The sequence below is a fragment of the Halopelagius fulvigenes genome (genome assembly GCF_042662625.1).
GTDB classification, from domain to species: domain Archaea; phylum Halobacteriota; class Halobacteria; order Halobacteriales; family Haloferacaceae; genus Halopelagius; species Halopelagius fulvigenes.
Window position 1 is genome coordinate 199,420 of record NZ_JBHSXH010000009.1, and the last position, 22,757, is coordinate 222,176.

The 22,757-nt window shown below is 69.3% G+C and carries 24 protein-coding genes; 13 read left to right on the top strand and 11 right to left on the bottom strand.

Annotation, left to right across the window (positions count from 1 at the left end):
* Positions 1-190: 190 nt before the first annotated feature.
* Both ACFQEV_RS03335 and ACFQEV_RS03340 read left to right on the top strand, forming a co-directional pair.
* Entirely contained in the window at positions 191-961 is a 771-nt protein-coding gene (locus tag ACFQEV_RS03335; RefSeq protein ID WP_379692612.1) for an SRPBCC family protein, read from the top strand.
* A gap of 10 nt (positions 962-971) precedes the next feature.
* The gene (locus ACFQEV_RS03340; protein WP_379692614.1) at positions 972-2,141 is read left to right on the top strand and encodes a zinc-dependent alcohol dehydrogenase; all 1,170 of its coding nucleotides are present in this window, start codon (positions 972-974) and stop codon (positions 2,139-2,141) included.
* Between the two features lie 41 nt (positions 2,142-2,182).
* Here the strand turns inward: ACFQEV_RS03340 and ACFQEV_RS03345 are convergent, their stop codons facing one another.
* A complete protein-coding gene (locus ACFQEV_RS03345) occupies positions 2,183-2,527 on the bottom strand; it encodes a hypothetical protein (protein ID WP_379692615.1) in 345 nt (114 codons plus the stop codon).
* 179 nt (positions 2,528-2,706) lie between these two features.
* On the opposite strand from ACFQEV_RS03345, the gene engB reads away from it, so the two are divergent.
* Both engB and ACFQEV_RS03355 read left to right on the top strand, forming a co-directional pair.
* The gene (gene engB, locus ACFQEV_RS03350) at positions 2,707-3,327 is read left to right on the top strand and encodes a GTP-binding protein EngB (protein WP_379692616.1); all 621 of its coding nucleotides are present in this window, start codon (positions 2,707-2,709) and stop codon (positions 3,325-3,327) included.
* Positions 3,328-3,683: 356 nt separating this feature from the next.
* The gene (locus ACFQEV_RS03355) at positions 3,684-4,550 is read left to right on the top strand and encodes a formyltransferase family protein (RefSeq protein ID WP_379692618.1); all 867 of its coding nucleotides are present in this window, start codon (positions 3,684-3,686) and stop codon (positions 4,548-4,550) included.
* Between the two features lie 44 nt (positions 4,551-4,594).
* Here the strand turns inward: ACFQEV_RS03355 and ACFQEV_RS03360 are convergent, their stop codons facing one another.
* Positions 4,595-5,254 (bottom strand): ThuA domain-containing protein, encoded by a 660-nt coding sequence (locus ACFQEV_RS03360; RefSeq protein ID WP_379692620.1) that lies wholly within the window; start codon positions 5,252-5,254, stop codon positions 4,595-4,597.
* A gap of 119 nt (positions 5,255-5,373) precedes the next feature.
* Here ACFQEV_RS03360 and ACFQEV_RS03365 point away from each other — a divergent pair, with 119 nt between their 5' ends.
* Positions 5,374-6,474, top strand: coding sequence for a Gfo/Idh/MocA family protein (locus ACFQEV_RS03365; RefSeq protein WP_379692622.1), 1,101 nt, complete (start codon positions 5,374-5,376; stop codon positions 6,472-6,474).
* 42 nt (positions 6,475-6,516) lie between these two features.
* Here ACFQEV_RS03365 and ACFQEV_RS03370 read toward each other — a convergent pair whose 3' ends face one another.
* Complete coding sequence (locus ACFQEV_RS03370) at positions 6,517-7,782, bottom strand: eIF2B alpha/beta/delta subunit family protein (RefSeq protein WP_379692623.1); 1,266 nt, start codon at positions 7,780-7,782, stop codon at positions 6,517-6,519.
* Positions 7,783-7,886: 104 nt separating this feature from the next.
* On the opposite strand from ACFQEV_RS03370, the gene ACFQEV_RS03375 reads away from it, so the two are divergent.
* On the top strand, positions 7,887-8,642 hold the full coding sequence (locus ACFQEV_RS03375) for a coenzyme F420-0:L-glutamate ligase (RefSeq protein WP_379692625.1): 756 nt from the start codon (positions 7,887-7,889) through the stop codon (positions 8,640-8,642).
* A 4-nt stretch (positions 8,643-8,646) separates the two neighbouring features.
* Entirely contained in the window at positions 8,647-9,624 is a 978-nt protein-coding gene (locus ACFQEV_RS03380) for a 5,10-methylenetetrahydromethanopterin reductase (RefSeq protein ID WP_379694514.1), read from the top strand.
* Here ACFQEV_RS03380 and ACFQEV_RS03385 read toward each other — a convergent pair.
* The gene (locus ACFQEV_RS03385) at positions 9,587-9,829 is read right to left on the bottom strand and encodes a hypothetical protein (RefSeq protein ID WP_379692626.1); all 243 of its coding nucleotides are present in this window, start codon (positions 9,827-9,829) and stop codon (positions 9,587-9,589) included. The two genes, ACFQEV_RS03380 and ACFQEV_RS03385, sit on opposite strands and share 38 nt — an antisense overlap.
* A gap of 104 nt (positions 9,830-9,933) precedes the next feature.
* Between ACFQEV_RS03385 and ACFQEV_RS03390 the strand changes: the two genes are divergently transcribed.
* Positions 9,934-10,221 carry a DUF7573 domain-containing protein gene (locus ACFQEV_RS03390; RefSeq protein ID WP_379692627.1) on the top strand — a complete coding sequence of 96 codons (288 nt, stop codon included), beginning with the start codon at positions 9,934-9,936 and terminating at the stop codon, positions 10,219-10,221.
* Between the two features lie 58 nt (positions 10,222-10,279).
* Complete coding sequence (locus tag ACFQEV_RS03395; RefSeq protein ID WP_379692629.1) at positions 10,280-10,486, top strand: hypothetical protein; 207 nt, start codon at positions 10,280-10,282, stop codon at positions 10,484-10,486.
* Positions 10,487-10,514: 28 nt separating this feature from the next.
* Here the strand turns inward: ACFQEV_RS03395 and mutL are convergent, their stop codons facing one another.
* The gene (gene mutL / locus ACFQEV_RS03400) at positions 10,515-12,200 is read right to left on the bottom strand and encodes a DNA mismatch repair endonuclease MutL (RefSeq protein ID WP_379692630.1); all 1,686 of its coding nucleotides are present in this window, start codon (positions 12,198-12,200) and stop codon (positions 10,515-10,517) included.
* Positions 12,193-15,081 carry a DNA mismatch repair protein MutS gene (gene mutS / locus ACFQEV_RS03405; protein WP_379692631.1) on the bottom strand — a complete coding sequence of 963 codons (2,889 nt, stop codon included), beginning with the start codon at positions 15,079-15,081 and terminating at the stop codon, positions 12,193-12,195. The genes mutL and mutS overlap by 8 nt, the downstream gene beginning before the upstream one ends.
* Before the next feature lie 253 nt (positions 15,082-15,334).
* Between mutS and ACFQEV_RS03410 the strand changes: the two genes are divergently transcribed.
* From ACFQEV_RS03410 to yciH, 4 genes are all read left to right on the top strand, one after another.
* Entirely contained in the window at positions 15,335-16,300 is a 966-nt protein-coding gene (locus ACFQEV_RS03410) for an AAA family ATPase (RefSeq protein ID WP_379692632.1), read from the top strand.
* A gap of 3 nt (positions 16,301-16,303) precedes the next feature.
* Entirely contained in the window at positions 16,304-17,326 is a 1,023-nt protein-coding gene (locus tag ACFQEV_RS03415) for a DUF58 domain-containing protein (RefSeq protein WP_379692634.1), read from the top strand.
* On the top strand, positions 17,323-19,566 hold the full coding sequence (locus tag ACFQEV_RS03420) for a transglutaminase TgpA family protein (protein WP_379692636.1): 2,244 nt from the start codon (positions 17,323-17,325) through the stop codon (positions 19,564-19,566). The genes ACFQEV_RS03415 and ACFQEV_RS03420 overlap by 4 nt, the downstream gene beginning before the upstream one ends.
* Before the next feature lie 132 nt (positions 19,567-19,698).
* The gene (yciH, locus tag ACFQEV_RS03425) at positions 19,699-19,992 is read left to right on the top strand and encodes a stress response translation initiation inhibitor YciH (protein ID WP_379692637.1); all 294 of its coding nucleotides are present in this window, start codon (positions 19,699-19,701) and stop codon (positions 19,990-19,992) included.
* A gap of 154 nt (positions 19,993-20,146) precedes the next feature.
* On the opposite strand, the gene ACFQEV_RS03430 is transcribed toward yciH, so the two are convergent.
* The 5 genes from ACFQEV_RS03430 to ACFQEV_RS03450 all read right to left on the bottom strand — a co-directional run bounded on the left by ACFQEV_RS03430 (position 20,147) and on the right by ACFQEV_RS03450 (position 22,684).
* A complete protein-coding gene (locus ACFQEV_RS03430; protein ID WP_379692638.1) occupies positions 20,147-20,518 on the bottom strand; it encodes a rhodanese-like domain-containing protein in 372 nt (123 codons plus the stop codon).
* Positions 20,519-20,585: 67 nt separating this feature from the next.
* On the bottom strand, positions 20,586-21,149 hold the full coding sequence (locus ACFQEV_RS03435) for an NUDIX hydrolase (protein ID WP_379692640.1): 564 nt from the start codon (positions 21,147-21,149) through the stop codon (positions 20,586-20,588).
* A 44-nt stretch (positions 21,150-21,193) separates the two neighbouring features.
* Positions 21,194-21,664, bottom strand: coding sequence for a DUF5809 family protein (locus ACFQEV_RS03440; protein ID WP_379692642.1), 471 nt, complete (start codon positions 21,662-21,664; stop codon positions 21,194-21,196).
* A 113-nt stretch (positions 21,665-21,777) separates the two neighbouring features.
* A complete protein-coding gene (locus ACFQEV_RS03445) occupies positions 21,778-22,248 on the bottom strand; it encodes a DUF5810 domain-containing protein (RefSeq protein WP_379692644.1) in 471 nt (156 codons plus the stop codon).
* 82 nt (positions 22,249-22,330) lie between these two features.
* A complete protein-coding gene (locus ACFQEV_RS03450; protein ID WP_379692646.1) occupies positions 22,331-22,684 on the bottom strand; it encodes a HalOD1 output domain-containing protein in 354 nt (117 codons plus the stop codon).
* Positions 22,685-22,757: the final 73 nt, after the last annotated feature.

The following is a 22,757-nucleotide window of genomic DNA, read 5'->3' on the forward strand; positions in this document are numbered from 1 at the left end:
GGGCGGGACACTAATAACCGAAACCTCCGGCGTTTGCAGGCCCAACGCACATGCCGTCGCCCCGCCAGTTCCCGACGAGGGCGTGTTACACAATGTCTATGAACCGACCGTATCGAGAGCGCCGGCGGACGACGGCGGAACGTCGGCCGCGCGCGGGTCGAACGAGTAGTACGTCGAACCGAGTCCCACCATGACCGCCCCTATTCAGGACGTACTGGACGGGGAGACGTCCGCCCTGCCGACGTCGAACCCCTCCGACGCCGAACCCGGCGTCGGGAAGGGGGTACGAATCGCCTCCACGGTTCTCGGCGGTGCGCTTCTCCTGTTCGGCGTCAGGCGGCGGACGTGGCCCGGGACGGCGGCCGCGTTGGTCGGCGGGTGGTTGCTCCACCGGAGCATCCCGGGGCGAAGCCCCCTCCCGAGCGTCTTCGGCCGCGGCGGGAGTCGCGGCGAGGGCGACGCCGAACCCGTCGAGACGGACGTCGAACGGACGGTCACCGTCGGAGCCGACGCGGACGAACTGTACGAACGGTGGCAGGACCCCGAGCAGTTGGCGCAGGTGATGGGTCACTTCGCCGACGTGGACCCGGTGGACGAGGACAGACTCCACTGGACGGTTCACGGCCCGTTCGGCCGGGACATGGAGTGGAAGACGCGGTTCGTGGAGCGTCGGCCCGGCGAACTCCTGCGCTGGGAGTCGGTGGAGAACGCGACGGTGCCGAACGAGGGGTCGATTCGGCTCCGCCCGGCACCGGGCGACCAGGGGACGGAGGTGACGCTCCACCTGCGCTTCGACCCGCCGGGCGGGAAAATCGGGAACGCGGCGATGAAGTTCTCGGGGTTCGTCCCCGCCGTCCTCGCGAAGAAGGCGCTTCGCCGGTTCAAGAGCCTCGTCGAGACGGGCGAGATTCCGACGCTCGAAGGCAACCCCTCCGCTCGCGGACGCGGTGATACGGTATGAGGAGACACCAATGAGAGCACTCTGCTGGAACGGCGTCAACGACTTGGGCGTAGAGACTGTCCCCGACCCGGAACTGGTCAATCCGCGCGACGTGGTGTTGCGGGTGACGCTGACGACGGCGTGCGGTTCCGACCTCCACTTCATCGACGGCTACCTCCCGTCGATGCGCGAGGGCGACGTCATCGGCCACGAATTCATGGGCGAAGTCGCGAAGGTCGGGCGCAAAGTCGAGAACCTCGAAGAGGGCGACCGGGTGGTCGTTCCCTCGTTCGTCGGGTGCGGCAGTTGCGCGTACTGTCGGGACGACCTGTGGTCGCTCTGCGACAACACGAACCCGAACCCCGAGTTGCAGGAGCCGATTCTCGGCGACGCGACGGCCGGAATCTACGGTTACACGCACGCGTTCGGCGGGTACGCCGGGTCGCACGCCGAGTACGTCCGGGTGCCCCACGCCGAGGAGAACTGCTTCCACGTCCCCGACGAACTGAGCGACGAGCAGGCGCTTTTCGCCTCCGACGCGTGGCCCACCGGCTACATGGGCGCGGACTTCTGCGACATCGAACCCGGCGACATCGTCGCCGTCTGGGGGTGCGGCGGCGTCGGCCTGATGGCCCAACACAGCGCCCGACTGATGGGCGCGGAGCGAGTCATCGGCATCGACCGCTTCCCCGAACGACTGCGGACGGCGCGGAAGGAAGCGGGGTCGGAGACCATCGACTACACGGAGGTAGACAGCGTCGTCGAGACGCTACACGAGATGACCGGCGGACGCGGCCCGGACGCCTGCATCGACGCGGTGGGGATGGAGGCGCACGGCACCGGCGTCGCCCACGCCTACGACCGAACGAAGCAGGCGCTGAAACTCCACACCGACCGCGGCGACGCCCTCAGGCAGGCCATCCGCGCCTGTCGGAAGGGCGGCACACTCTCGATTCTCGGCGTCTACGGCGTGATGGACAAGTTCCCGATGGGCGTCGTGATGAACAAGGGCCTCACCGTCCGCACCGCCCAACAGCACGGTCAGCGGTACGTCCCCGAACTCCTCGAACACGTCGAGGAGGGCGAGATGGACCCCTCGTACCTCGCCACGCACGAGTTCTCGCTGGAGGACTCCCCGCGCGGGTACGAGATGTTCAAAGAGAAGGAAGACGGCTGCATCAGACCGGTGTTCACCCCCTGAGCCGCTAGGACCCGCCGCGGTGAGGACTCGCGTCGCTCCGACTACTCACCGAGACGCTCGGGTTCATCGATACTGTCGAGCATCTTGGCGGTGCACTCGAGCACGCTCTCCGGGTCGGCGTTGGCCGCCTCGGCGACCTGCTGGACATGGACCGCCAGCGGCGAGAAGAGGTCGTACACCTTCCGGTCGAGTTGGTCGTCGTTGCTGTCGGCGTGGGCGTGGATGTAGTCCGTCCCGTTGCCGTACTGCATCGCCACGAAGAACGACTGCGGCCGTTCGACGTCGTCGTTCAGGAGGGCGGTCGCGTCACGAAGTGCCTGCCGGAGCTCCTCCGGAGAGTCACCCGGCTGGGGTCCGTTCGAGGGCTGGTCGGAAGTCCGCTGCATGTGAATCCGTCTCAGCCTCCACAGCCACCGTAATAAGATTGTTGCTTAGAAGAGATTGTTCGAAGATAGAGCTATTCTCGGGAGACGCTCGGTCGGCAGTTTCCGGGCACGGGTCGAAGAGAGCACTCGACGAAGTCGTCAACGTCAGCATTAACCGCCGCGGCGGCGTCCGTCCACACATGTTCGAAGACCGCCCGGACCGACAGGAGGTCGTCCTCGTCGGGCGTTCAAACGTCGGGAAATCGACGCTGATGCGCGAGTTGACGGGGCACTCGAAGTTCACGACGGGGAAGAAACCCGGCGTGACGCGGAAGCCCAACCACTTCGACTGGGCCCCGGAGAGTTTCATGTTCACCGACCTCCCCGGCTTCGGGTTCATGTCCGGCGTCGAGGCGGACCGCCGCGAGCAGATCACGACCGACATCGTGCGGTACGTCGAGGCCAACGCGGACGACATTCTGGCGGGCGTCCTCGTCGTGGACGGAAAGAGCGTCGTGGACATCATCGACCGCCACTCCGGCCCGGACGAGATACCGCACGACGTGGAGATGTTCCACTTCCTGCGCGAACTCGAAATCCCCGTCGTCGTCGCCGTCAACAAGATGGACAAGGTGGACGACGAGGACGAACGCCTCGACGAACTCTGCGACCGACTCGGCCTGATGCCGCCGTGGAAACAGTGGCGGGACACCATCGCGCCGATAACCGCCAAACGCGGGAACATCGACCCATTACTGTCGGCTCTCCAGAATCACTTCCACGAACAGAAGCGCGACGACCTGCTGAAGTTCGTCAGTTGAATCAGACGCCGAGCGTTCCGCTCCGAGGCGAAGAGACGGACGCGGCGGAACTCACGCTGCGTCGGTAGACGGTGGCTCGGGAGAAGTCCTCGTCACAAGGGGCTCGGAGGGGGTAACTGTCTTCACTGCCACCGTCCGTCCCTTTCGGCCGGAACGTCAAGAATCCACCTTTCTCCGCTCGACGCGAATTTTCCTCTGTAATCTGTCATTTACTGCCCGGCTGTTTTATCCCATTTGATGCCTCTGAGGGCTCTGTATCTGATTCTTCGTATTTCTTCAATTATGACTCGCAATTCACTGCGTAGATCAACTGTAACTACCTACGCCTGGTTTCCTCTTCCGCGTAGTTCTCGACTATGACTGCGAACTCCGAGAGGCCCCTCCGGGTGGTCGTTCTCTGCGACGAGTGCGTCCCCCGGTGGGAGAAACGAGCCCTCGAACGTACAGTCTCGCGGACGGACGCCGAAATCTCTCACGTCGTGTTTCGGGACTCGGAGGCCCGACCGGACGGCGTCGGCGCGTTCCTCTGGGCCGCGGCGCGTCAGGTGCGCGAGTACCCCCTCTGGTCGATGGTCGGCGCGGTTCGGATGGCGACCGAAACGCCCAAGTACGAACGACTCGCGCCGATCAAAGACGTCGATGGCGTGCCCGAGGCGGAGTGGACGTACTGCGCGCCGAAACCCGCGGACGGACTGGGGGAGGTTCTCCCCGACTCCGTCGTCGAAAGCGCCGTCTCCGACGCGGACGTCGCCGTCCGACTGACGGGGTTCGGCATCCTGATGGGCGACGTCCTGCGCGCGCCGACCCACGGCGTGTTGAGTTACCACGTCGGCGACATCCGGGAGTACCGAGGCGTGATGGGCGCGGGTTTCTGGGAGTTCTTGGAGGGCCGCGACGAAATGGGCGTCACGGTGCAACGCCTCACCGAGACGATCGACGGCGGCCGAATCGTCGCCCTCGAACGCTTCGACATCTCGGAGTTGCACACGTGGCAGGAGGTGAAAGCCCGCGCGTTCCGCGTCGCGGAGGGGACGCTCTCGGCGGCCGTCGAGAACGTCGCCGACCCGGCGTTCACGCCCGCGGAACCGGACCGACTCGGAGAGGTTCGCTACCCGCCGACGGGGACGGACGTCCTCGACTACCTCCGGAAGAACACCGCCGGGCGACTTCGGAGGGTGGTTCCGTCGCGGGCGGTCGAAAGCGACCACCCGGTACGCGACTAGCCGCGACGGACTCACGCGTCGGCGTCGACGAGTTCCGCGTCCGTCTACCCGAACGTGGGAGTGTCCGCCGCCCACCGCACGCCGTTGCGAAGGAGCGCCTGCGTCCCGTCGGTAACGATGGCCGGGTAATCGTGCCCGAGCGAGCAGTAAAACACCCGCCCGTCGCCGTACCCCTTCACCCACGAGACCGGCGTGTCCCCGTTCTCGGGGTGGTCCATCCGGGCGAGCACCGTCACGTCGTCGTCGTACTCGACGACGTACGGTTCGTCCCACACCCGGAAGTCGTCGAGGTCGGCCGAGACGGGGTGGTGGCTGTAGACGACGTTCACGTCGAACGCCCCCTGCGACGGGTGGGTGACGAAATGTCCGCCGAGCAGTTCTCGGAGTTCGGGCACGGGGTCGTCCCGGTTCTCCCCGTCGACGGTCGTCAGGTCCGACGCGCAGTGGACGCCCGCGTAGCCGTTCCCCGACTCCACGAACGAGAGGATGCAGTCGAGTTGTTCGTCGGTGAACGTGCTGTCGGTCGTGTAATCGACGAGCACGTCGTAGCCGTCGAGGTCGGTCACCGACTCCCGGTCGGTCGTCAGGTCGGCCTCGACGCCGACCGGCGCGAGCGTCTCTTCGAGTACCGGTCCCATCCGCTCGAACCGGTGGAACGGGAACCTGTTACCGCCGAGGAGCAGGGCCTGTGTCTCGGTTGCCATGTTCGAGACACCGACCGAGAGTACTTTTTTCTACGCTATTCGCCGCCCGTCCGCTGGTCGAACACCGGTCACCCTCCGTCGACCTATGCCTTTTTCCCCCTGTTGGTCGGGAGGGACGTATGGGTCCAGTTCAGACGGGTATTCTCGGTTGCGGAACGATCAGCGAGGCGTACCTCGGCGCGGACGACCGCTTCGACGTGTACGATATCGTCGCCTGCGCCGACATCGACGCCGAGCGTGCGCGGGAGACCGCCGAGAAGTACGGCCTGCGGGCGTACGCCCCGGACGAGATGCTCGCTGACGACGACATCGAGTTGGTGGTCAATCTGACGCCGCCGTCGGTCCACTTCGAGACGTGCCACGACATCCTGACGGCCGGCAAGCACGTCTACGTCGAGAAACCCCTCGCCGCCGACTTCGAGGACGCGAACGCGATTCTCGACACCGCGGAGGCCGAGGGGTTGCTGGTCGGGTCGGCCCCCGACACCGTCTTGGGCGCGGGCCTGCAGACCGCTCGGTCGGTCGTCGACGGCGGGCGAATCGGCGACCCGGTGGGGGCGACGGCCGTCTGGGCGTCGGGCGGACACGAGAGTTGGCACCCGTCGCCCGACCTCTACTACCGGCGCGGCGGCGGTCCCCTCTTCGACATGGGGCCGTACTACGTGACCGCGCTCGTCTCCGTGCTCGGCCCCGCAAAGCGGGTCACCGGTTCGACCACCCGCACCTCCGACCGGCGCACCATCACGAGCGACCCCCGTTGCGGGGAGACCATCGACGTCGAGGTCCCTACTCACGAATCGGGAATCATCGACTTCGCCGACGGAGCGACTGCGAGCGTCCTGACGAGTTTCGACGCGCCCGGTCGCTCGACGTTCGGGTCCCCCGCGTTCGAGATTTACGGCACGGAGGGGACGCTCCGACTCCCGGATCCCAACCACTTCGAGGGCCCCGTTCACGTCCGTTCGGCGGACGGCACGACGGAGGAAGTCGAGTTGACCCACGAGTACACCGCGGGACGGGGGGCCGGCGTCGCGGACCTGGCGGCCGCGATTCGCGGCGACTGGCGTCACCGGACGAACGGGGCCCTCGCCAATCACGTGCTCGAAATCCTCGACGGGATACGCGACGCGTCGGCGGAGGGGACCCACGTCTCGATCGAGACGAGCGTCGAGCGTCCCGAACCGCTGCCGCCGACCTTCCCGGACACGCTCGCGGACTGACCGCGGAGAGACGCGTTCGGCTCCGACTCCGCGACGCGGCCGCTACGGTCCCGACTCGTCCCACGCGGCGTTCTCGGCGTGCTCCTCGGCGATGCGGCGCACGTCGTCGGCGTCCTCGAGTCCCGTCTCGGTCACGACGGCGTCCACGAGGTCTGCGGGCGTCGCCTCGAACGTCGGCGCGAACACCGACACCGACTCCGTCCCGTCGTAGACGGCGTCGGACGCCTCGCCCTCGTCGGCCGTCCAGTCGTCGCCCGCCGGGCGCACCTTGTCGCGGGCGGCGACGGCGTAGAGGGGGACGCCCGCCTCGCGCGCGGCGAGTGCCAGCGCCGTCGTTCCGGTCTTGTTGACGACGCGGCCGTCGGGGAGGACGGCGTCAGCGCCGACGACGGCGGCGTCGACGTCGAGTTCCGAGAGCGCCGTCGGAAGCGCGGCCTCGGTCGTCAGCGTGGCTCTCGCGTCCGTCTCCGAAGCGACCCACTCCGCGACGCCGACGCCCTCGCGTTCCGGGCGCGACTCCGCGACGACGACGGCCTCGGGGTCGGACTCGGCGACGGTCGCCCGGACGGTACCGGACCGCGAGAGCGTCGCCAGCGTCGTCGCCTCCGAGTCCGCGAGTCGTTCGGCGGCGTTCGCGGCGGCGGCGTCGGTCGCGTCGATGGACTCTCGGAGGAGGGTGACGCACCGCTCTCGGACCGACTCGGGCGTTCGCTCGGCCGTCGCTATCGCCCGGTTCACCCGGTTCGAGACGGCGGCCATGTTCGGCCGGGCGTCGCGGAGTTTCCGCGCCGTCCGAGCGGCGGACTCCCAGTCGTCGGCGTCGTCGTCCGCGGCGGCGTCCCGCAGCGTTTCGAGCGCGCGCGCGGCTATCCACGCCGACCCGTGGGTTCGGTCCTCGCGGACGGTCGGGAGCGTGGGCGCGACGCGCCGCCACGCCTCCCACAACTGGGGTACCGCCTCCCGTTCGAGAACTGTCGTCGGGTCGGTCCACTCCGCCTCGGCGACTTCCTCGTTCGTCGTGGTCTCGGCCGTCTCCGCCTCGAACAGGAACGGGTGGACGGTGAACTCGCCCTCCGCGGTGGAGGCGTCGAGGGGCGCGCCGACGCGGACGAGTTCGACCTCCCCGTCGCCGAGTCCGACCTCCTCGCGGAGTTCGCGCCGCGCGTCGTCCTCGGCGGCGGCCGGGTCGCCCTCGACGTACCCCGAGACGCCGTCCCACCGACCGGGGAACGTTCCGACGCTGTCGCTTCGGCGGACGAGGAGCACCCGCCCGCGATACCGAACGAAGCAGGTCACGACGTGGGCCATACCCACGAGTTCGGCCTCCGGGGTGACGGGTCTTGCGCCTCCGAAAACCGGCCGCATTCTCCAACATCTCCCCGCTTTTTACCGGCGCGTCCCCCACCTCGGGTATGGAACTATTCGCCGTCCCCGACGTGCCGGAGGTCGGTCCGGGGGACGACTTAGCGGCCGTCGTCCGAGAACGGGTCGACCTCCGCGAGGACGACGTCGTCTGCGTCGCCTCCACCGTCATCTCGAAGGCCGAAGGCCGGCAGGCCGACCTCTCGGAGTTTCCGGCGGGGCCGCGGGCGAGGGAGATCGCCGCGAACCTCGAAGCGGCGACGGGAGAGGAGAAGGACCCCCGATTCGCCCAAGCGGTCCTCGAAGAGAGCGTCGAACTGCTGACGGAGTCGCCGTTCCTGCTGACGGAGACGCGGTTCGGCCACGTCGGCGTCAACGCCGGCATCGACCGCTCGAACGTCCCCGACCACGACCTACTCCTGCTTCCGAAACGCCCCTCCGAGAGCGCCGAGCGAATCCGCGCGGGGTTACCCGCCGACCGCGTCGTCGTCACCGACACCTGCGGGCGGCCGTTCCGCCACGGGCAACGCGGCGTCGCCATCGGGTGGGCCGGCACGCGCGCGTCCAGAGACTGGCGCGGCGAGACCGACCGCGAGGGGCGCGAACTCGGCGTGACCGTCGAGAACGTCGTGGACGAACTCGCGGCGGCGGCGAACCTGCTGGCCGGCGAGGGGGCGGGCGGCACGCCCGTCGTCGTCGTCCGCGACTTCGAGTGGGGCGACCACGGCGGCAGCGACGAACACTTCCGCGACGCGGGGACGGACTTCGTCCGGCAGGCCCTCCGGGGGTGGGAGTATGACGGGTGAGGGACTGTTCGGCGTCGAACTGACGCCCGAACACCCCGTCCCCGAAGTCGTCGAACGCGGCGTCCTCGCGGAGGAAGCGGGCTACGATGCGGCGTTCGTCTCCTGTCACTACAACAACCGCGACCCGTTCGCCGTCCTCTCGCACCTCGCGGCCGAGACGGACGGCATCCGACTCGGCCCGGGCGTCGCCAACCCCTACGAACTCCACCCGGTGACGCTGGCGGCGAAGACGGCCACCGTCGCGGAACTGTCGGAGGGCCGCGCCGTCTTCGGCATCGGCCCGGGCGACCCCTCGACGCTCCGAAACCTCGGCCTCGAAGACGAACGCGGCCTGCGGTCGGTCTTGGAGTCGTTCAAGGTCGCACGGAGGATCTGGGCGGGCGAACGCGTCTCCCACGAGGGGACGTTCGAGGCGACGGACGCCGGACTCAACTTCGAGGTGCCGGGCGAGATTCCGGTGTACGTCGGCGGCGAGGGGCCGCAGATGTGCCGGATGGCCGGCAAGCACGCCGACGGCTTGCTGTTCAACGGGTCGCACCCCGACGACTTGGCGTGGGCAGGCGAACGCGTCGCGGAGGGCGTCTCCGACCGCCCCGCGGACGGGGGAGACTTCGAACTCCTCGCGTACGCCAGCGTCAGCGTCGCCGAGGACAGAGAGGCCGCGCGAGAGGCCGCCCGCCCGCCCGTGGCGTTCATCGCGGCGGGCGCGGCCCCGCCGGTCCTCGACAGGCACGGCATCGACCGCTCTCGGGCGGAGGAAATCGGCGAGAAGATAAGCGCGGGCGCGTTCTCGGAGGCGTTCGGCCTCGTGACGCCCGCGATGGTGGACGCCTTCGCGATGGCCGGGACGGGAGAAGAGGTGGCCGACCGCATGGCGGCCGTCCTGAACCACGCCGACGGTATCGTCGTCGGGTCGCCGTTGGGGCCCGACCCCGACGAGGCGATTACTCTCGCGGCCGAGGCCTACGACTCGGCGCGCTAGCGCCGAGACCGGTCGCCCAGTTCACCAGTCCGCCGAGGGCGAGGTAGCCGAAGGCGGCGACGGAGAACGCTATCAGCACCCCGCCGACGAGGAACGAGACGATGGTTAGCGGGTCGCCGGTGCCGACGATACGCAGTCCGCCGGTGACTAACAGTTCGACGGCGCTCTCGAGCAACATCACGACGAAATCGAGTACCGTGACCATGCGCGACCGTTCGGGTTCCCGGTATTTGTGTGTTGATGGACGGCACGCCGCGCCCCGCCCGGGATGTCGCCACCGCTAAGGTGCGAGGCGGATTTCGTCCGACCATGACCGAGGACCGTTCGCTGGAGGACTTCGTCGGAGGAAGCGACGACGAGGGCGACGACGCCGCGGAATCCGCCGACGCGTCCGAATCTGTCGACGAGTCCGAACCCGCCGACGCTCCCGACGACGAGGACGACGCCGGCGACGCGCCGGGCCCGGCCGTCGCGACGTACCGGTGGGACCCAGATGGCGTCGAGTGCGCCGCCTGCGGGGAGTCCGTCGAACGAGTCTGGACGGCGGACGCCGACGGGAGCGAGACGTTCGTCTGCGAGTCCTGCAAGGAGTGGTAGTCGGTCCCGCGCTCCGATCACCACCTCTATCACGTTACGCCGATCACACTTCGTCCGTATGCCGGATATCGGTAACCCCGCTGGATTCGACGTCGCGACGGTTCTGACCGGGTCGGGACTCACGCTCTTGGTGTCGGCGGGAATCATGCGGTACGGCGAACAGTTCCGGTACACCGCCGCGGAGCTCTACGCCATCGGCGGCGGGGCACTCGTCGCGGTCGGCCTCCTCTTCGGTATCCTCCTCGTCGCGAGCGGCTACCGCTGAGTCCCCGCGTCGCGCCCGCCCTCCCCGGTCACCCCATCCGCGTCGCGCGCCGCCCGAACCCGCGGACGAACGTCTCCTCGTCGATGGCGAGGACGGTCGGACGGCCGTGCGGGCAGGCGTACGGGCGTTCGCACGCGCCGAGTCGTTCGACCAACGCCGCCGCGTCCTCCTCGCCGAGTTCGTTGCCCGCCTTCAGCGACGGGTGACAGGCGAGGTCCTTCAGCATCGCGTCTCGCCCCTCGTCGGGCGTCTCCCCGTTCGAGAGGGCGTCCAAGGCGTCGCGGACGCTCTCCGGCGAGGCGGCGCGTCCCATCGGCGCGGGGACGGCGGCGACGCGTACCGTCCCGCCGCCGAACGGTTCGACGTCGTACCCGAGCCGCTCCAGTTCCGCCCGCCTCTCTCTCGCCGTCGCGGCGAGTGCGGGCGACAGCGAGACGGTCGCCGGGGGGTCCACCGCCGCCGACTCGGGCGCGCCGTCCGCCGCGGCGCGCAGTCGCTCGTAGTTGATTCGCTCGTGGGCGGCGTGTTGGTCGACGACGAGCAGTTCGCCGTCGGACTCACAGAGGAGGTAGAGGCCGCGGTACCGCCCGATGACGGTCGCGTCATCGAACTCCGAGTCGGCCTCCGAGAGCGGTTCCAGCGAGGTTTCGAGGTCCATGGCGAGTTCCCCGCTCCGCCGGAGGTCCGCGGTCGTAAGCGCCTCGGCGACGGCGTCGCGCACCGCCTCCGTCACGTCCTCCTGCGCCCGCAGTCTGACCTCGCGCTTCGCCGGGTGGACGTTGTGGTCCGCCCACGACGGCGGAAGCGAGACGCTGACGACGGCGACGGGAGCGCGGCCGTCCGGCAACAGGTCGCCGTACCCCTCGACGACGGCGCGGCGAAGCGCGTTCGAGGGGAACGCCCGCCCGTTCACCGCCGTGTACACGTGGTCGCGCCGCGAACGCGTCACGGAGGGGTGCGCCAGCAGTCCCTCGACGCGCACGGCGGCTTCCTCGCCGCCGTCCGCGACGGTTCGCTCCGCCTCGAACGCCGTGCTCCGACTCGCCACGTCGCGGTCGTAGACGCCGAGGACGGCGTCGGCGTACGACCCCGACCCGGCGGTGGAGAACACCTCGCTCCCGCCGTGGACCACGGAGAAGGCAACGTCCGGGCGGGCGAGGGCGTACCGGGAGACGGCGTCGGAGACGCGGGCGAACTCCGCGCGGGAGGACGCGAGCGAACGCCGCCGCGCGGGCATCTCCGCGAACAGATCGCGGACTTCGACGGTGGTCCCTCGCGCCCGCCCCGCGGTGGTGACCTCCTTGTTTCCGTCTTCGACGCGGACGCGCGTCCCCCGCGGCCCGCCGTCGTTCGTCACGAGTTTGAGCGTTCCGGCGGCCGAGGCGATGCTCGGCAACGCTTCGCCCCGGAAGCCGAGCGTCCGCACCGCCTCGAGTTCGTCGGCGTCCGACAGTTTACTCGTCGTGTGGCGTTCGACGGCGAGGGCGGCGTCCGCTTCGCTCATGCCGCGGCCGTCGTCGCGGACGCGGAGCAGGTCGGTACCGTCGCCCTCGACGGTCACCGTCACGCGGGACGCGCCCGCGTCGACGGCGTTCTCGACGAGTTCGACGACCACGTCCTCGGGGCGGGTGACGACTTCCCCGGCGGCGATGTGCGCCACCGTCTCGTCGTCCAGTCGTCTGACCGAGCGTTCGCTCGGGTCTGCGTCAGTCATCCAGTTTCCGTTTGAGTTCGTTCAGGGTGTTCAGGGCCTCCAACGGCGTCGTTCCGGCGATGTCGAGTTCGCGTATCTCCTCGGCCACGTCGCGTTCCGCGGGCGTCGCCTCGGACTGGTCGCCTCCGGGTTCTAACCCGTCCACGTAGGCGGCGAGCGTTCCGTCCGTCGGTCGTTCGTCGTCCGTCGAGGGGTCGCCGTCCGCGGACGGTTCGTCGCCGAACGCGCCGTTCTCGGCCCGGCCGTTCGTCGCTCTCTCTTGGCGTTCGGCGGAGTTGTGGCTTTCGCCGGGCGACCGTGACTCGGTTCTCGCTTCGGGTTCGGCGTCCGCTCCGACGCCGGTTTCGGCGCTCCGTTCGGCATCCGCGACGTACTCTCTGGCCCGTTCCACCACGGCGTCGGGGACGCCCGCCATCTTCGCCACCTCGACGCCGTACGACGAGGACGAGGCCCCCTCCGCGACGCGGTGGAGGAACGTCACGTCCGGGCCGCCGGAGTCGCCGCCGTCGCCGTCGCCCCCGCGCTTGCTCACGGTGAAGTGGAGGTTGAACGCGTTCGGCAACTCGTCGGCGAGGGCGGTCAGGTCGTGGTAGTGCGTCGCAAACAGCGTCGTCGCGCCCACCTCGTCGTGGACGAACTCCGTCGTCGCGCGGGCGATGGCCAGGCCGTCCGCCGTCGAGGTGCCGCGGCCAACCTCGTCTAAGAGGACGAGCGAATCCTCCGTGGCGTTGTGGAGGATGTCGGTCAACTCGGCCATCTCGCGCATGAACGTCGATTGGCCGCCCGCGATGTCGTCTGAGGCGCCGACGCGGGTGAACACCCGGTCGAGAATCGGCAGTTCCGCGGCGTCGGCGGGGACGAAACTCCCCGCCTGCGCGAGGACGGCGATGAGAGCCACCTGCCGCATGTACGTCGACTTCCCGGACATGTTGGGGCCGGTGATGACGGCGACGTGCCCGTCGGTGAAGTCCGCCTCGTTCGGGACGAACTCGTCTCGGGCGCGTTCGACCACGGGGTGGCGGCCCCCCTCGATTCGCACGTCCGCCGCGCCCATCTCCGGGCGGACGTAGTCGTGTCCGGCGGCGACGGCGGCGAACGATGTCAGCACGTCCAAGTCGGCGAGCGAATCCGCCAGCGACTGCACCCTGTCGGCCTCCTCGGCGACGGCCTCCCGCACCTCGCGGAACACCTCGTACTCCAAGGCGTCGGCTTTCTCCGCCGCGCCGAGAATCTCGTCCTCGCGGCGCTTCAGTTCGGGCGTGTAGAACCGCTCGGAGTTCTTCAGCGTCTGCCGCCGCGTGTAGTCGTCCGGCACCCTGTCGAGGTTCGGGTTCGTCACCTCGATGTAGTAGCCGTGGACCTGGTTGTAGCCCACGTCCAAGGAGTCGATGCCGGTTCGCTCCCGTTCGCGTTCTTCGAGGTTCGCCACCCACTCGCGGCCCTCCCTCTCCGTCGCGCGCAGTTCGTCGAGTTCGTCGTCGAACCCCTCGCGGACGACGCCGCCCTCGGTCACCTCCTGCGGCGGGTCCGGCCGGATGGCGTCGCCGATAAGGGCGCGCACGTCTTCGAGTTCATCCAACGACTCCCGAAGCGAGACGAGGGCGTCGCTCTCCACCTCGGACATGGCGTCCTTCAGGTCCGGAACCACGTCCAGCGTCGCCTTCAGAGAGCGCAGGTCGCGGGCGTTCGCCCGGCCGCGGGAGACGCGCGCGATGAGTCGTTCCACGTCGTACACGTCGGCCAGGGAGTCGCGGACCGTCTCCCGCGCCATCGGCCGTTCGACCCACTCTGCGACGGCGTCGTGGCGGCGTTCTATCTCCGATCTATCGAGGAGGGGTCGCCGAAGCCACGAGACGAGTCGCCGCCGCCCGAGGGCGCAGGCCGTTTCGTCCACCGCGTCCGCGAGCGTATCGCCGCTCCGGTGACTCCGCGACTCGAACAGTTCGAGGCTCCGCAGGGCCGTCGCGTCCAACTGCAGGGTCCGGCGGGGGTCGTACCGCCGAACCCGAGAGACGTAGTCGAGTGCGCCGTCGTCGCCCTGCGTGTACTCGGCGTAGTCCAGTAGCGCGCCGCACGCCCGGCGTTCCGTCGGGTTCGAGAGGACCGCCTCGGGGTTCGCGAGGTACGAGGAGAGCGTCTCGGCGGCCGACTCGGCGTCGAACGCCCCTGGGTCGTGGTCGGTGACCATCGCCTCGAACGCCAGCGACTCCGTGTCGAGGGCGACTCCGGGGCCGAAGAGTAGTTCTGCGGGTTCGAGTCGCTCCAGTTCCTCCGCGATTCGGAGTCGGTCGGCGCTCGTCACCTGACACTCGCCCGTCGAGACGTCGAGGGCGGCGAACGCGTACGTGTCGTCGCCGCGCCCGTCGCTCTCTCTCGCCACCGCGCCGACGTACGTCGCCGTCGCGGCGTCGAGCAGTTCGTCCTCGACGACGGTGCCGGGCGTGACGACGTTCGTCACCGCGCGGTCCACGAGTCCCGACGCCTCCTCGGCGTCCTCGACTTGGTCGGCGATCGCGACCCGATACCCCGAATCGAGGAGCGATTCGAGGTACGACGCCGCGTTGTCGATGGGGATACCGGCCATCGGGTACCGACCGGTGGAGTCCTCGCGTTTCGTCAGCGTCACCTCGCAGACGCGCGCGACCATCTCCGCCGCCTCGCAGAACGCCTCGTAGAAGTCGCCCACCTGGAAGAGAACGACCGCGTCGGGGTGCGCCTCGCAGAGGTCGAGATACTGCGACAGCATCGGCGTCAACTCCTCGCGGTTCGCAAGCAGTTTTTGCGGCGGTCCCTCGGGTCGGAGGTCCTCGTCCGACGCGCCCGCGTCCGGCGAACTCGCCCCGTCGTCCGCGTGCGTCTCGGTTCCGTCCGCGTCGTCCATGTGGTACCGAGGGCGACGAAGGGACAAAAGCGAACGGGAACCGCGGCGCGGACAGCGTGCGAACACGGCGTCCGTCTCCGAGCTTCCTCGCGTCGAGAGCGTCCGCCGGACGGATAGGACGGATGCCTGCGCCCAGCAAAGTTACGTTCGTTCGGATGCAACTCCGTTCCACGTGCGCGCGGACCATCCCCGCGTAGCGGTGAGACGCTACGCCCGTCGCGGCCTCTGGTCCGCCCGCAGTCCTCTTTGACACATGACCGACGCAGATGCAGTACCCGAACCGGAGACAGACCTCAAACCGACGCTCGACGTGGAGGATGCGTCGAACCTCGCCACGCGAATCACCGAGAACGTCGAACGCGTCATCGTCGGCCAGTCGGACGCGATAGAGCACATCCTGATCACCCTCCTCGCCCGCGGGCACCTCCTGTTGGAGGACGTTCCCGGCGTGGGCAAGACGATGCTCGCCCGGTCGGTGGCCACGTCGCTGGACGGGTCGTTCAAGCGGGTCCAGTTCACGCCCGACCTCCTCCCCTCGGACGTCACCGGCGTCAGCGTGTTCAACCAGAAGACCAACGAGTTCGAGTTCCAACCGGGCCCCGTCTTTGCGAACGTCGTCCTCGGCGACGAGATAAACCGCGCGCCGCCGAAGACGCAGTCGTCGCTTCTGGAGGTCATGGAGGAACAACAGGTCACCGTGGACGGCGAGGCGCACGCCGTGCCGAACCCCTTCACCGTCATCGCCACCCAGAACGACGTCGAACCCGGCCGGACGTACGAACTCCCGGTGGCGGAGATAGACCGCTTCATGAAGAAGATACGGCTCGGCTACCCCTCCGAAACCGAGGAGACGGAACTGCTCGGACGCATCGCGGGCGAACACCCCATCGACTCGCTGGAACCCGTCGCCTCGACGGACGACGTCCGCCGCGCCCAACAGACCGTCTCGCGGGTGACCGTCCGCGAACCGGTTCGGTCGTACGTCTCCCGACTCGCCGCATACACCCGACAGAACGCGGATCTGGGCGTCAGTCCCCGCGGCGCTATCGCTCTCGTCCGCGCCTCGCAGGCGCGCGCAGTCTTGAACGGCCGCGACTACGTCGTCCCCGACGACGTGCAGACGGAGGTTCGCTCCGTCTGGATACACCGCGTTCGGACCGGCGGCGACCGGAGCGCGTCGCTCATCGACGAGGCGCTCGATAGGGTCGCGGTGGAGTGAGCGATGCGCCCGACTCGACGCGGAGTGGCGCTCCTCGTTGTCGTCGCCTCGGGCGTCGTCCTCGCGGCGGTGTTCGGGCCGCGGGCGCTGAACGCGCTGGTCCTCCCCGCCGTCGTCGCCCTCGCGGCGGCGGCCGTACAGGTGTACCGGGCCGACCCGCCGCGCGTCGAACGCAGGACGCCCGCCGCCGACTTCCCCGGCACCGCGGGCGCCGTGACGCTCTCTCTGGAGTCCGAGCGGAGCTACCCCGCGACGGTGACGGACGAACTCCCCGCCGCACTCGACGGCGACTCGACGCTCGACGTCGTCGTCGGCGGTGAGCCCGTCTCGTACGGGGTGACGTACCGAACGCGCGGCGAGCACGAAATCGGACCGCTCTCGCTCGTCGCGCGGGACGTTCTCGGGTTGGCGAAGCGCGAGATGGTCGCCCGGGGAACCGACTCCGTGGTGGTCTACCCGCCCGTCCGCCGACTCACGCGCTCCGCGACGCAGGACCTCTCGTCGCTCCACGACCCCGAACCGTCGAACCGCCGCGACGAGTTCGACCACCTCCGCGAGTACGCCCGCGGCGACTCCCTCCGGGACGTCCACTGGAAATCGAGCGCGAAGCGCAGCGACCTCATCGTCAAGGAGTACGTCCCCGAGTCCGACACGGAGAGCGTCCTGCTGTCCGCGGGCGGCGTTCGCTCCGCGGGCGACCGGATGGCCGAGGCGGCGGCGACGCTCTCCGTCCGCCTCGTCCGGAACGGGGTGCCGGTGACGCTCTCGACGCCCTCGGGCGTCGTCGAAGCGCCCGTCGGCGACGAACGGACGCTCCTCGAACACCTCGCCCGCGCCGAGAGCGGCCGCGTCCCCAACGAGTCGGCGGACGTGGTGGTCCGCGCCGGCGAGTCGAACACCGCCGTCGTCGTGGGCGGCGAGGAGACGACGTTCGAGAGCCTCGTCGGCGACGAGTCCGGCGAAGCGACCGGATTCGAAGGCGGCGACGCGAACCGAACCGCCCGCTTCGAGGAGGTGACGGCGTGAGCGCCGAGACGCGGGACCGCCTCGGGTCGCTCTCGGCGGACCGCACCCCCGGCGCGCGCGCCCTCGCACTCAGCAGCATCCTCGTCCTGACCGGCGCGTACCTGAGCGTCCTCTATCACGTGACGGACGTGGTGGGCGGTCGGACCGCCTTCCTCGGCATCGCCGCCGGGGCCTTCCTCTTGGCGACGCTGTTCGGCCGCTTCCTCGGCGTGCGCGTCGCCGCCCTCGTCGCCGTCGGCCTCCTCGTCGGCGGGTTCGGCCTCTACGTGTTCTCCCTGCCGCGGAGCCAACTCGAACTGCTCACGCCCGGGCGAATCCTCGCGGACACCGTCGCGCTCCTCACCGGCCTCTCCGTCCTGCGACTGACCGGGGCGAGCGTCTGGGCGATGGCCATCACCCCCGGTCCGGTGTTCCTCTCGTGGTACTTGGCGCTGCGGCGGCGCTACGTCGCCGCCGTCGCCGTCGGCGGCGTCGCCCTCTCCCTGTTCGTCCTGACGGGCGACGCCGGGCAGTTGACGACGCTCGTCGGCGTCGTCGGCGGCACCGTCGCCGTCGCGGCGGCGACGTTCGAACGGTACGGCGCGGGCGTCGCGCAGGTCGACGTGATGACGATACTCTTGGCCGCGATGATCGTCTCCGCGGCGACCGTCTCGGTGGTCCCCGGCGCGGAGGGCGCGCCCCTCCTCCCGAACCGCGGATCGCCCACGATGGAGGCGAACCTCGTGGACGCGCAGGACCGCATCGGCGTGGTCGGCAGCATCCGCCTGTCGCCGAAGGTCCGGTTCACCGTCAACAGTTCCGAACCGTCGTACTGGGAGACCGCGGCGTACGACCGGTACACGGGCGACGGATGGGTTCGGACCGGCAGCACCGACCCCTACTCCGGGCGGTTGCGCGGGCCGCCCGGCGCGTCCCGGACGGTCGAGCAGACGGTGACCGCGAAGGACACCATCTCCATCCTCCCCGCGGCGTGGCGGCCCGTCGAACTCGACGGCGACGTGGCGTCCGACGCCGAGGTGACCCAACAGGGGAACCTCAGGCCGACGCGGTCGCTCGATTCCGGCGAGCAGTACACCGTCACCAGCCAGATGCCGCTCTACACCACCGAGGAACTCCGCCGGTCCGGAACCGACTACCCCGAGGTGATAGAGGAGCAGTACCTCCAACTCCCCGACAGCACTCCGAACCGCGTCCGACAGAAAGCCGACGAGATAGCCGGCGACGAGGACAACCCCTACGACAAGGCCCGCGCCATCGAGGCGTACCTCGAAGAGAACAAGCGCTACTCGCTGTCGGTCAGCCAACCGTCGGGCAACACCGCCGACGCGTTCCTGTTCGAGATGGACGCGGGGTACTGCGTCTACTACGCCACGACGATGGTCGTCCTCCTGCGCTCGGAGGGCGTCCCCGCCCGCTTCGTCACCGGGTACACGCCCGGCGAACGGACCGGCGAGGGCCAGTACGTCGTCAGGGGCCTCGACGCCCACGCGTGGGTCGAGGTGTACTTCGAGGACGTCGGCTGGGTCCGCTTCGACCCCACGCCGTCCACGCCGCGGGAGACGGCCGAGTCCACCCGCCTCACGGAGGCGCGGCAGAACGGCGAGGAGGGCGTCGATACGGAGGCGACGGAGCGCACCGCCACGCCGACGCCGACGGAGGTGCCCGCCACCACCGACACCGACGCCGCCCCCGGCGACGCGTCGGACTCCGAGACGCCCACGCCCACCGTCGCGGAGGACGACGAGAACGCCGGCGGCGTCACCCCGTCGCCCGACGCGGTGCCGGGCGTCGAAACCTCGACGACGGAACCGGGCGGGAACTCGCCCATCCCGAGTCTGCCGCCGGGGCGGACGTTCGCGCTCGGACTCGTCGCCCTCGCCGGACTCGTCGCGGGGGCCCGACGAACGGGCGTCGCCGGACGGGCGTACCGCCTCGTCTGGCTCAGGTACCAGGGCGCGCACGACGACCCGTCGGAGGACGCCGTCCGCGCGTACCGACGGCTCGAATACCTCCTCGAACGGCGGTACCGGGCGCGGCGGACCGGCGAGACGCCGCGGGACTACGTCTCGTCGCTCCGCAGGGTCGGGCTGGACGACGACGCCCGCCGGGTGAGCGAGACGTACGAACGCGCCCGGTACGGCGACGGCGTCACCCGCGCGGAGGCGGACGAGGCGATAGCCGTCGTAGACCGCTTAGTGAAGGAGTCTACGCCGGTTCTCGGTCGCCTCCGGCGGAACTGAGGCGGTCCGCTGACAGGTCCGCGCCCCGTCGCGTCCGTCGGCGCGGCGAAAACCGAACGACCGAACGGCGGTGCGGCGCGAGGTGAGTTCCCGATACTGTTTAATATCCCGGTCTTGTACGTTCAACTCGTAATGTCGGAAGTATGCTCGACGTGCGGGCTGCCTGAGGAACTCTGCGTCTGCGAAGACGTGGCCAAGGAGTCTCAGGAGATAGCCATCCGCATCGACGAGCGTCGCTACGGAAAAGAGGTAACGGTCATCGAAGGGTTCGACCCCAAAGACGTGGACATGGACAGCCTGTCTTCGGACCTGAAGTCGAAGTTCGCCTGCGGTGGCACGGTCGAAGAGGGTTCCATCGAACTCCAAGGTAACCACACCGGCCGCGTGGAGGACTTCCTCCGCGAGAAGGGCTTCAACGTCGCGTGACCGTCCTCTAATCCCAGTCCGGCGTCGAGCCGTTTTCGGAGCGTCTCCCCCCTTGCCAGCGGTCGGACCGTTCGCCCGGGAGCGAGGGGCGGTCGCACCGTTTTCGCGGAATCTATCGCCGAGGGCGCACGCCGGTCGAACGGCGAGTCGCGCGTCAGAACGGGGCTTCCGGTCCTTCGTCGGCGTTCGCGCCGGGGTCGGCCGTCTCGCTTCGCGTTTCGAGGGGGCCGTCCCACTCGGTGAGTCCGCCGGCCATGCTCTCGACGCGCGCGTCCGCCGTGCCCTCGTAGGACTTGATGAGGCGGGCGGCCTGCACGCTCGCTTGGCCGTGTGGGCAGACGGTGACGATTCGGTCGGCGTCGCCTATCTCGGCGACGCGCGTCGGCAGTTCCCCGAAGGGGATGTTGAGGCTCCCCGGGATGTGCCCGCGGGAGAACTTGCCGGGCGAGCGGATGTCGACGACCCGCGGCGGGTCCTCGTCGTCGAGGAGCGTCTCGACTTCTGCTGGGTCGATTTCGCCGTCCATATCCGCGAGAAGCCGGTCGCGGGGTAAAAGTCCTCCTCTCGCCGCCCTCGTTCGTTTCCGCGCAGTTCTACAGCAGTCCCTCCTCGCGGGCGAGGAGGACGCCTTCGACCGTCGCGTCGTTCGTCGGGCTCTCCCGCGCGACGGAAAGCGCCTCCTCGACGGGGACGGACCGGACCGAGAGGAACTCGTTTTCGTCCAACTCCGGTTCGACCGGGGTGAGACCCTCCGCGAAGACGTACGCGCGCCGGTGCCGGAGGAGGCCGGTCGAACACCACAGGTCCTGCAGGACCGACGTTCCGGCGGGGTCGAAGCCCGTCTCCTCGCGGAGTTCGCGCGCCGCCGCCGCGGTGTAGGACTCGCCCTCCTCGACGATGCCCGCCGGGAGTTCCAACTGCGTCTCCCGCACCGTCGGTCGGTACTGCTCGACGAACAGCAGTTGCCCGTCCTCGACGGCGACGACGACCACCGCCGTCGCCAGTTCGGCCCAGTAGTAGCGGTTCGTGCTCCCGTCGGGTTGCTCCACCAAGTCGTACCCGCCGGTGTACCAGGGCGTCTCGTACTCCGTCTCCGACTCCACGACGGGCCACTCCGGGTCCGCCAACGATTCGTGTCTCCGTCCGTCTTCGGCCATGTCGGCCGTCACTCGGAGACGCGCGCCCTTAGTTCCACTCGCGGCTACGCGGATCGGGCGTCGTCCGTCGCCTCGTTCTCACCGGCGTCGTCCGACCCCTGGAACCGCGGGCGATAGAGGCGGGCGAACGCCCGTCTGCGGAGCGTTCCGACGGCCGCCTCGCGTTCGTTCTGGAACGTGGCGGCGACGACTTCGCCGGCGAACGGCGCGGCGTGCCAGGCGACGCGTTCGACCGACGGACTCCCCAGTTCGGTCACCTCGTACTCCGGGTGGTCCTCGCACCACGCGTCGAACTCCTCGCGCGCGCCGACGGTGACGGCGAGTCGCTCCGCGAACAGCACGTTCCGGGCCGTCTCGACCACGTCGCCGGTCACCCGTTCGCGGTACTCCTCGCGATCGAACTCCATCGCCTTCGCCACCTCGCGGACGACCGACTGCGCGGTCGGTCCGGCGGACTCGAACGCCGCCTCGGCGGCCGACTCGCTCTCCGGTTCGAGGCTCCCTTCGGTCTCCATGCATCTTCGTCTCCCGCGCGGTCACTAACCGCTTTCCGTCGCGTTCGACGCCGCGGGCGGTGCGCCGAGAGAAGAGTTCGTCCGCGTCGGCCGCCTCGCGTCCGCGCCGACGGTCACTCGTCGTCCGTCTCGCCCTCGTCCTCGTCCGCGACGCGTTCCGCGCGCATCTGCTCCGTCAGTTCCTTCGCCTCTTCGAGGACGGCGCGCGCCTCGTCGTCGAGCGTTTCGCCGCCCATTCCGGCGGCCGCCGCCGCGTTGAATCCGGGGTTCGTCTCGGCTCCTCCCTCGAAGGGCGACCCGTGGTCGCCTCCGGTGCGGCCGCGTCCGCCGTGGTCGTGGACGGTGTCCTCGAACACCTCCTCGTACTCCGTCTCCTCGGCGTACTCGGCGACGACCGGACCCAGTTCGTCCGCGTTCGTCGAACTCCACTCGGGGACGTGTTCGTCGAGCCACGTCTCGTGTTCGTCGCCGTGGAGCATCGCGGTGAAGGCGACGTGGTTCGCGAGGTGCTCTGCGTCTCGTTGCGGCGTGTCGCAGACCGGGCAGGCGTACCCCATGGTCGTCCGTTGGCGACCGTCGTACAAGGGTCGTGCGGTCGAACCGGGTCGAGGAGAACGAGTCGCCGAACGAAGTCCGGCGGGCCGCTACCGGCGTTCGGCGACGGGGTCAGTACGGCGGCTCTTCGACGGTCACCTGGCCGTCTTCGCGCACGCTGACCTCGTATCCGATGTATCCGAACTGGACGACGGCGAGTTCGCTCTCGTCGCGGTTCCGGACCGGAGGGTTCCGGTTGAGAGACTCGAAAAGGCGTTCGAGCGCGTCGGTGTCGACGACGGACCCGACCGGCGGAAGCGAGAGCGCGTCCGTCTGGTCGCCGGTCCACGCCTCCGCCACCGCGCGCGCGACGGTGACCGCGATGCCGGTCGCGCCCTCCCAGTCGTGTCGCAAAACGACCGGCTCCTCGCTGCCGTTTCGTTCGTACGGTTCGACTCGTTCCCCTATGACTCGTTTTTCGTCCATGTGTATGCCAATTATTTGCTGTACCGACCGCAACCGTTACTCTCAGTAGTCCTCCATTGGGCTTAGTCCTCGC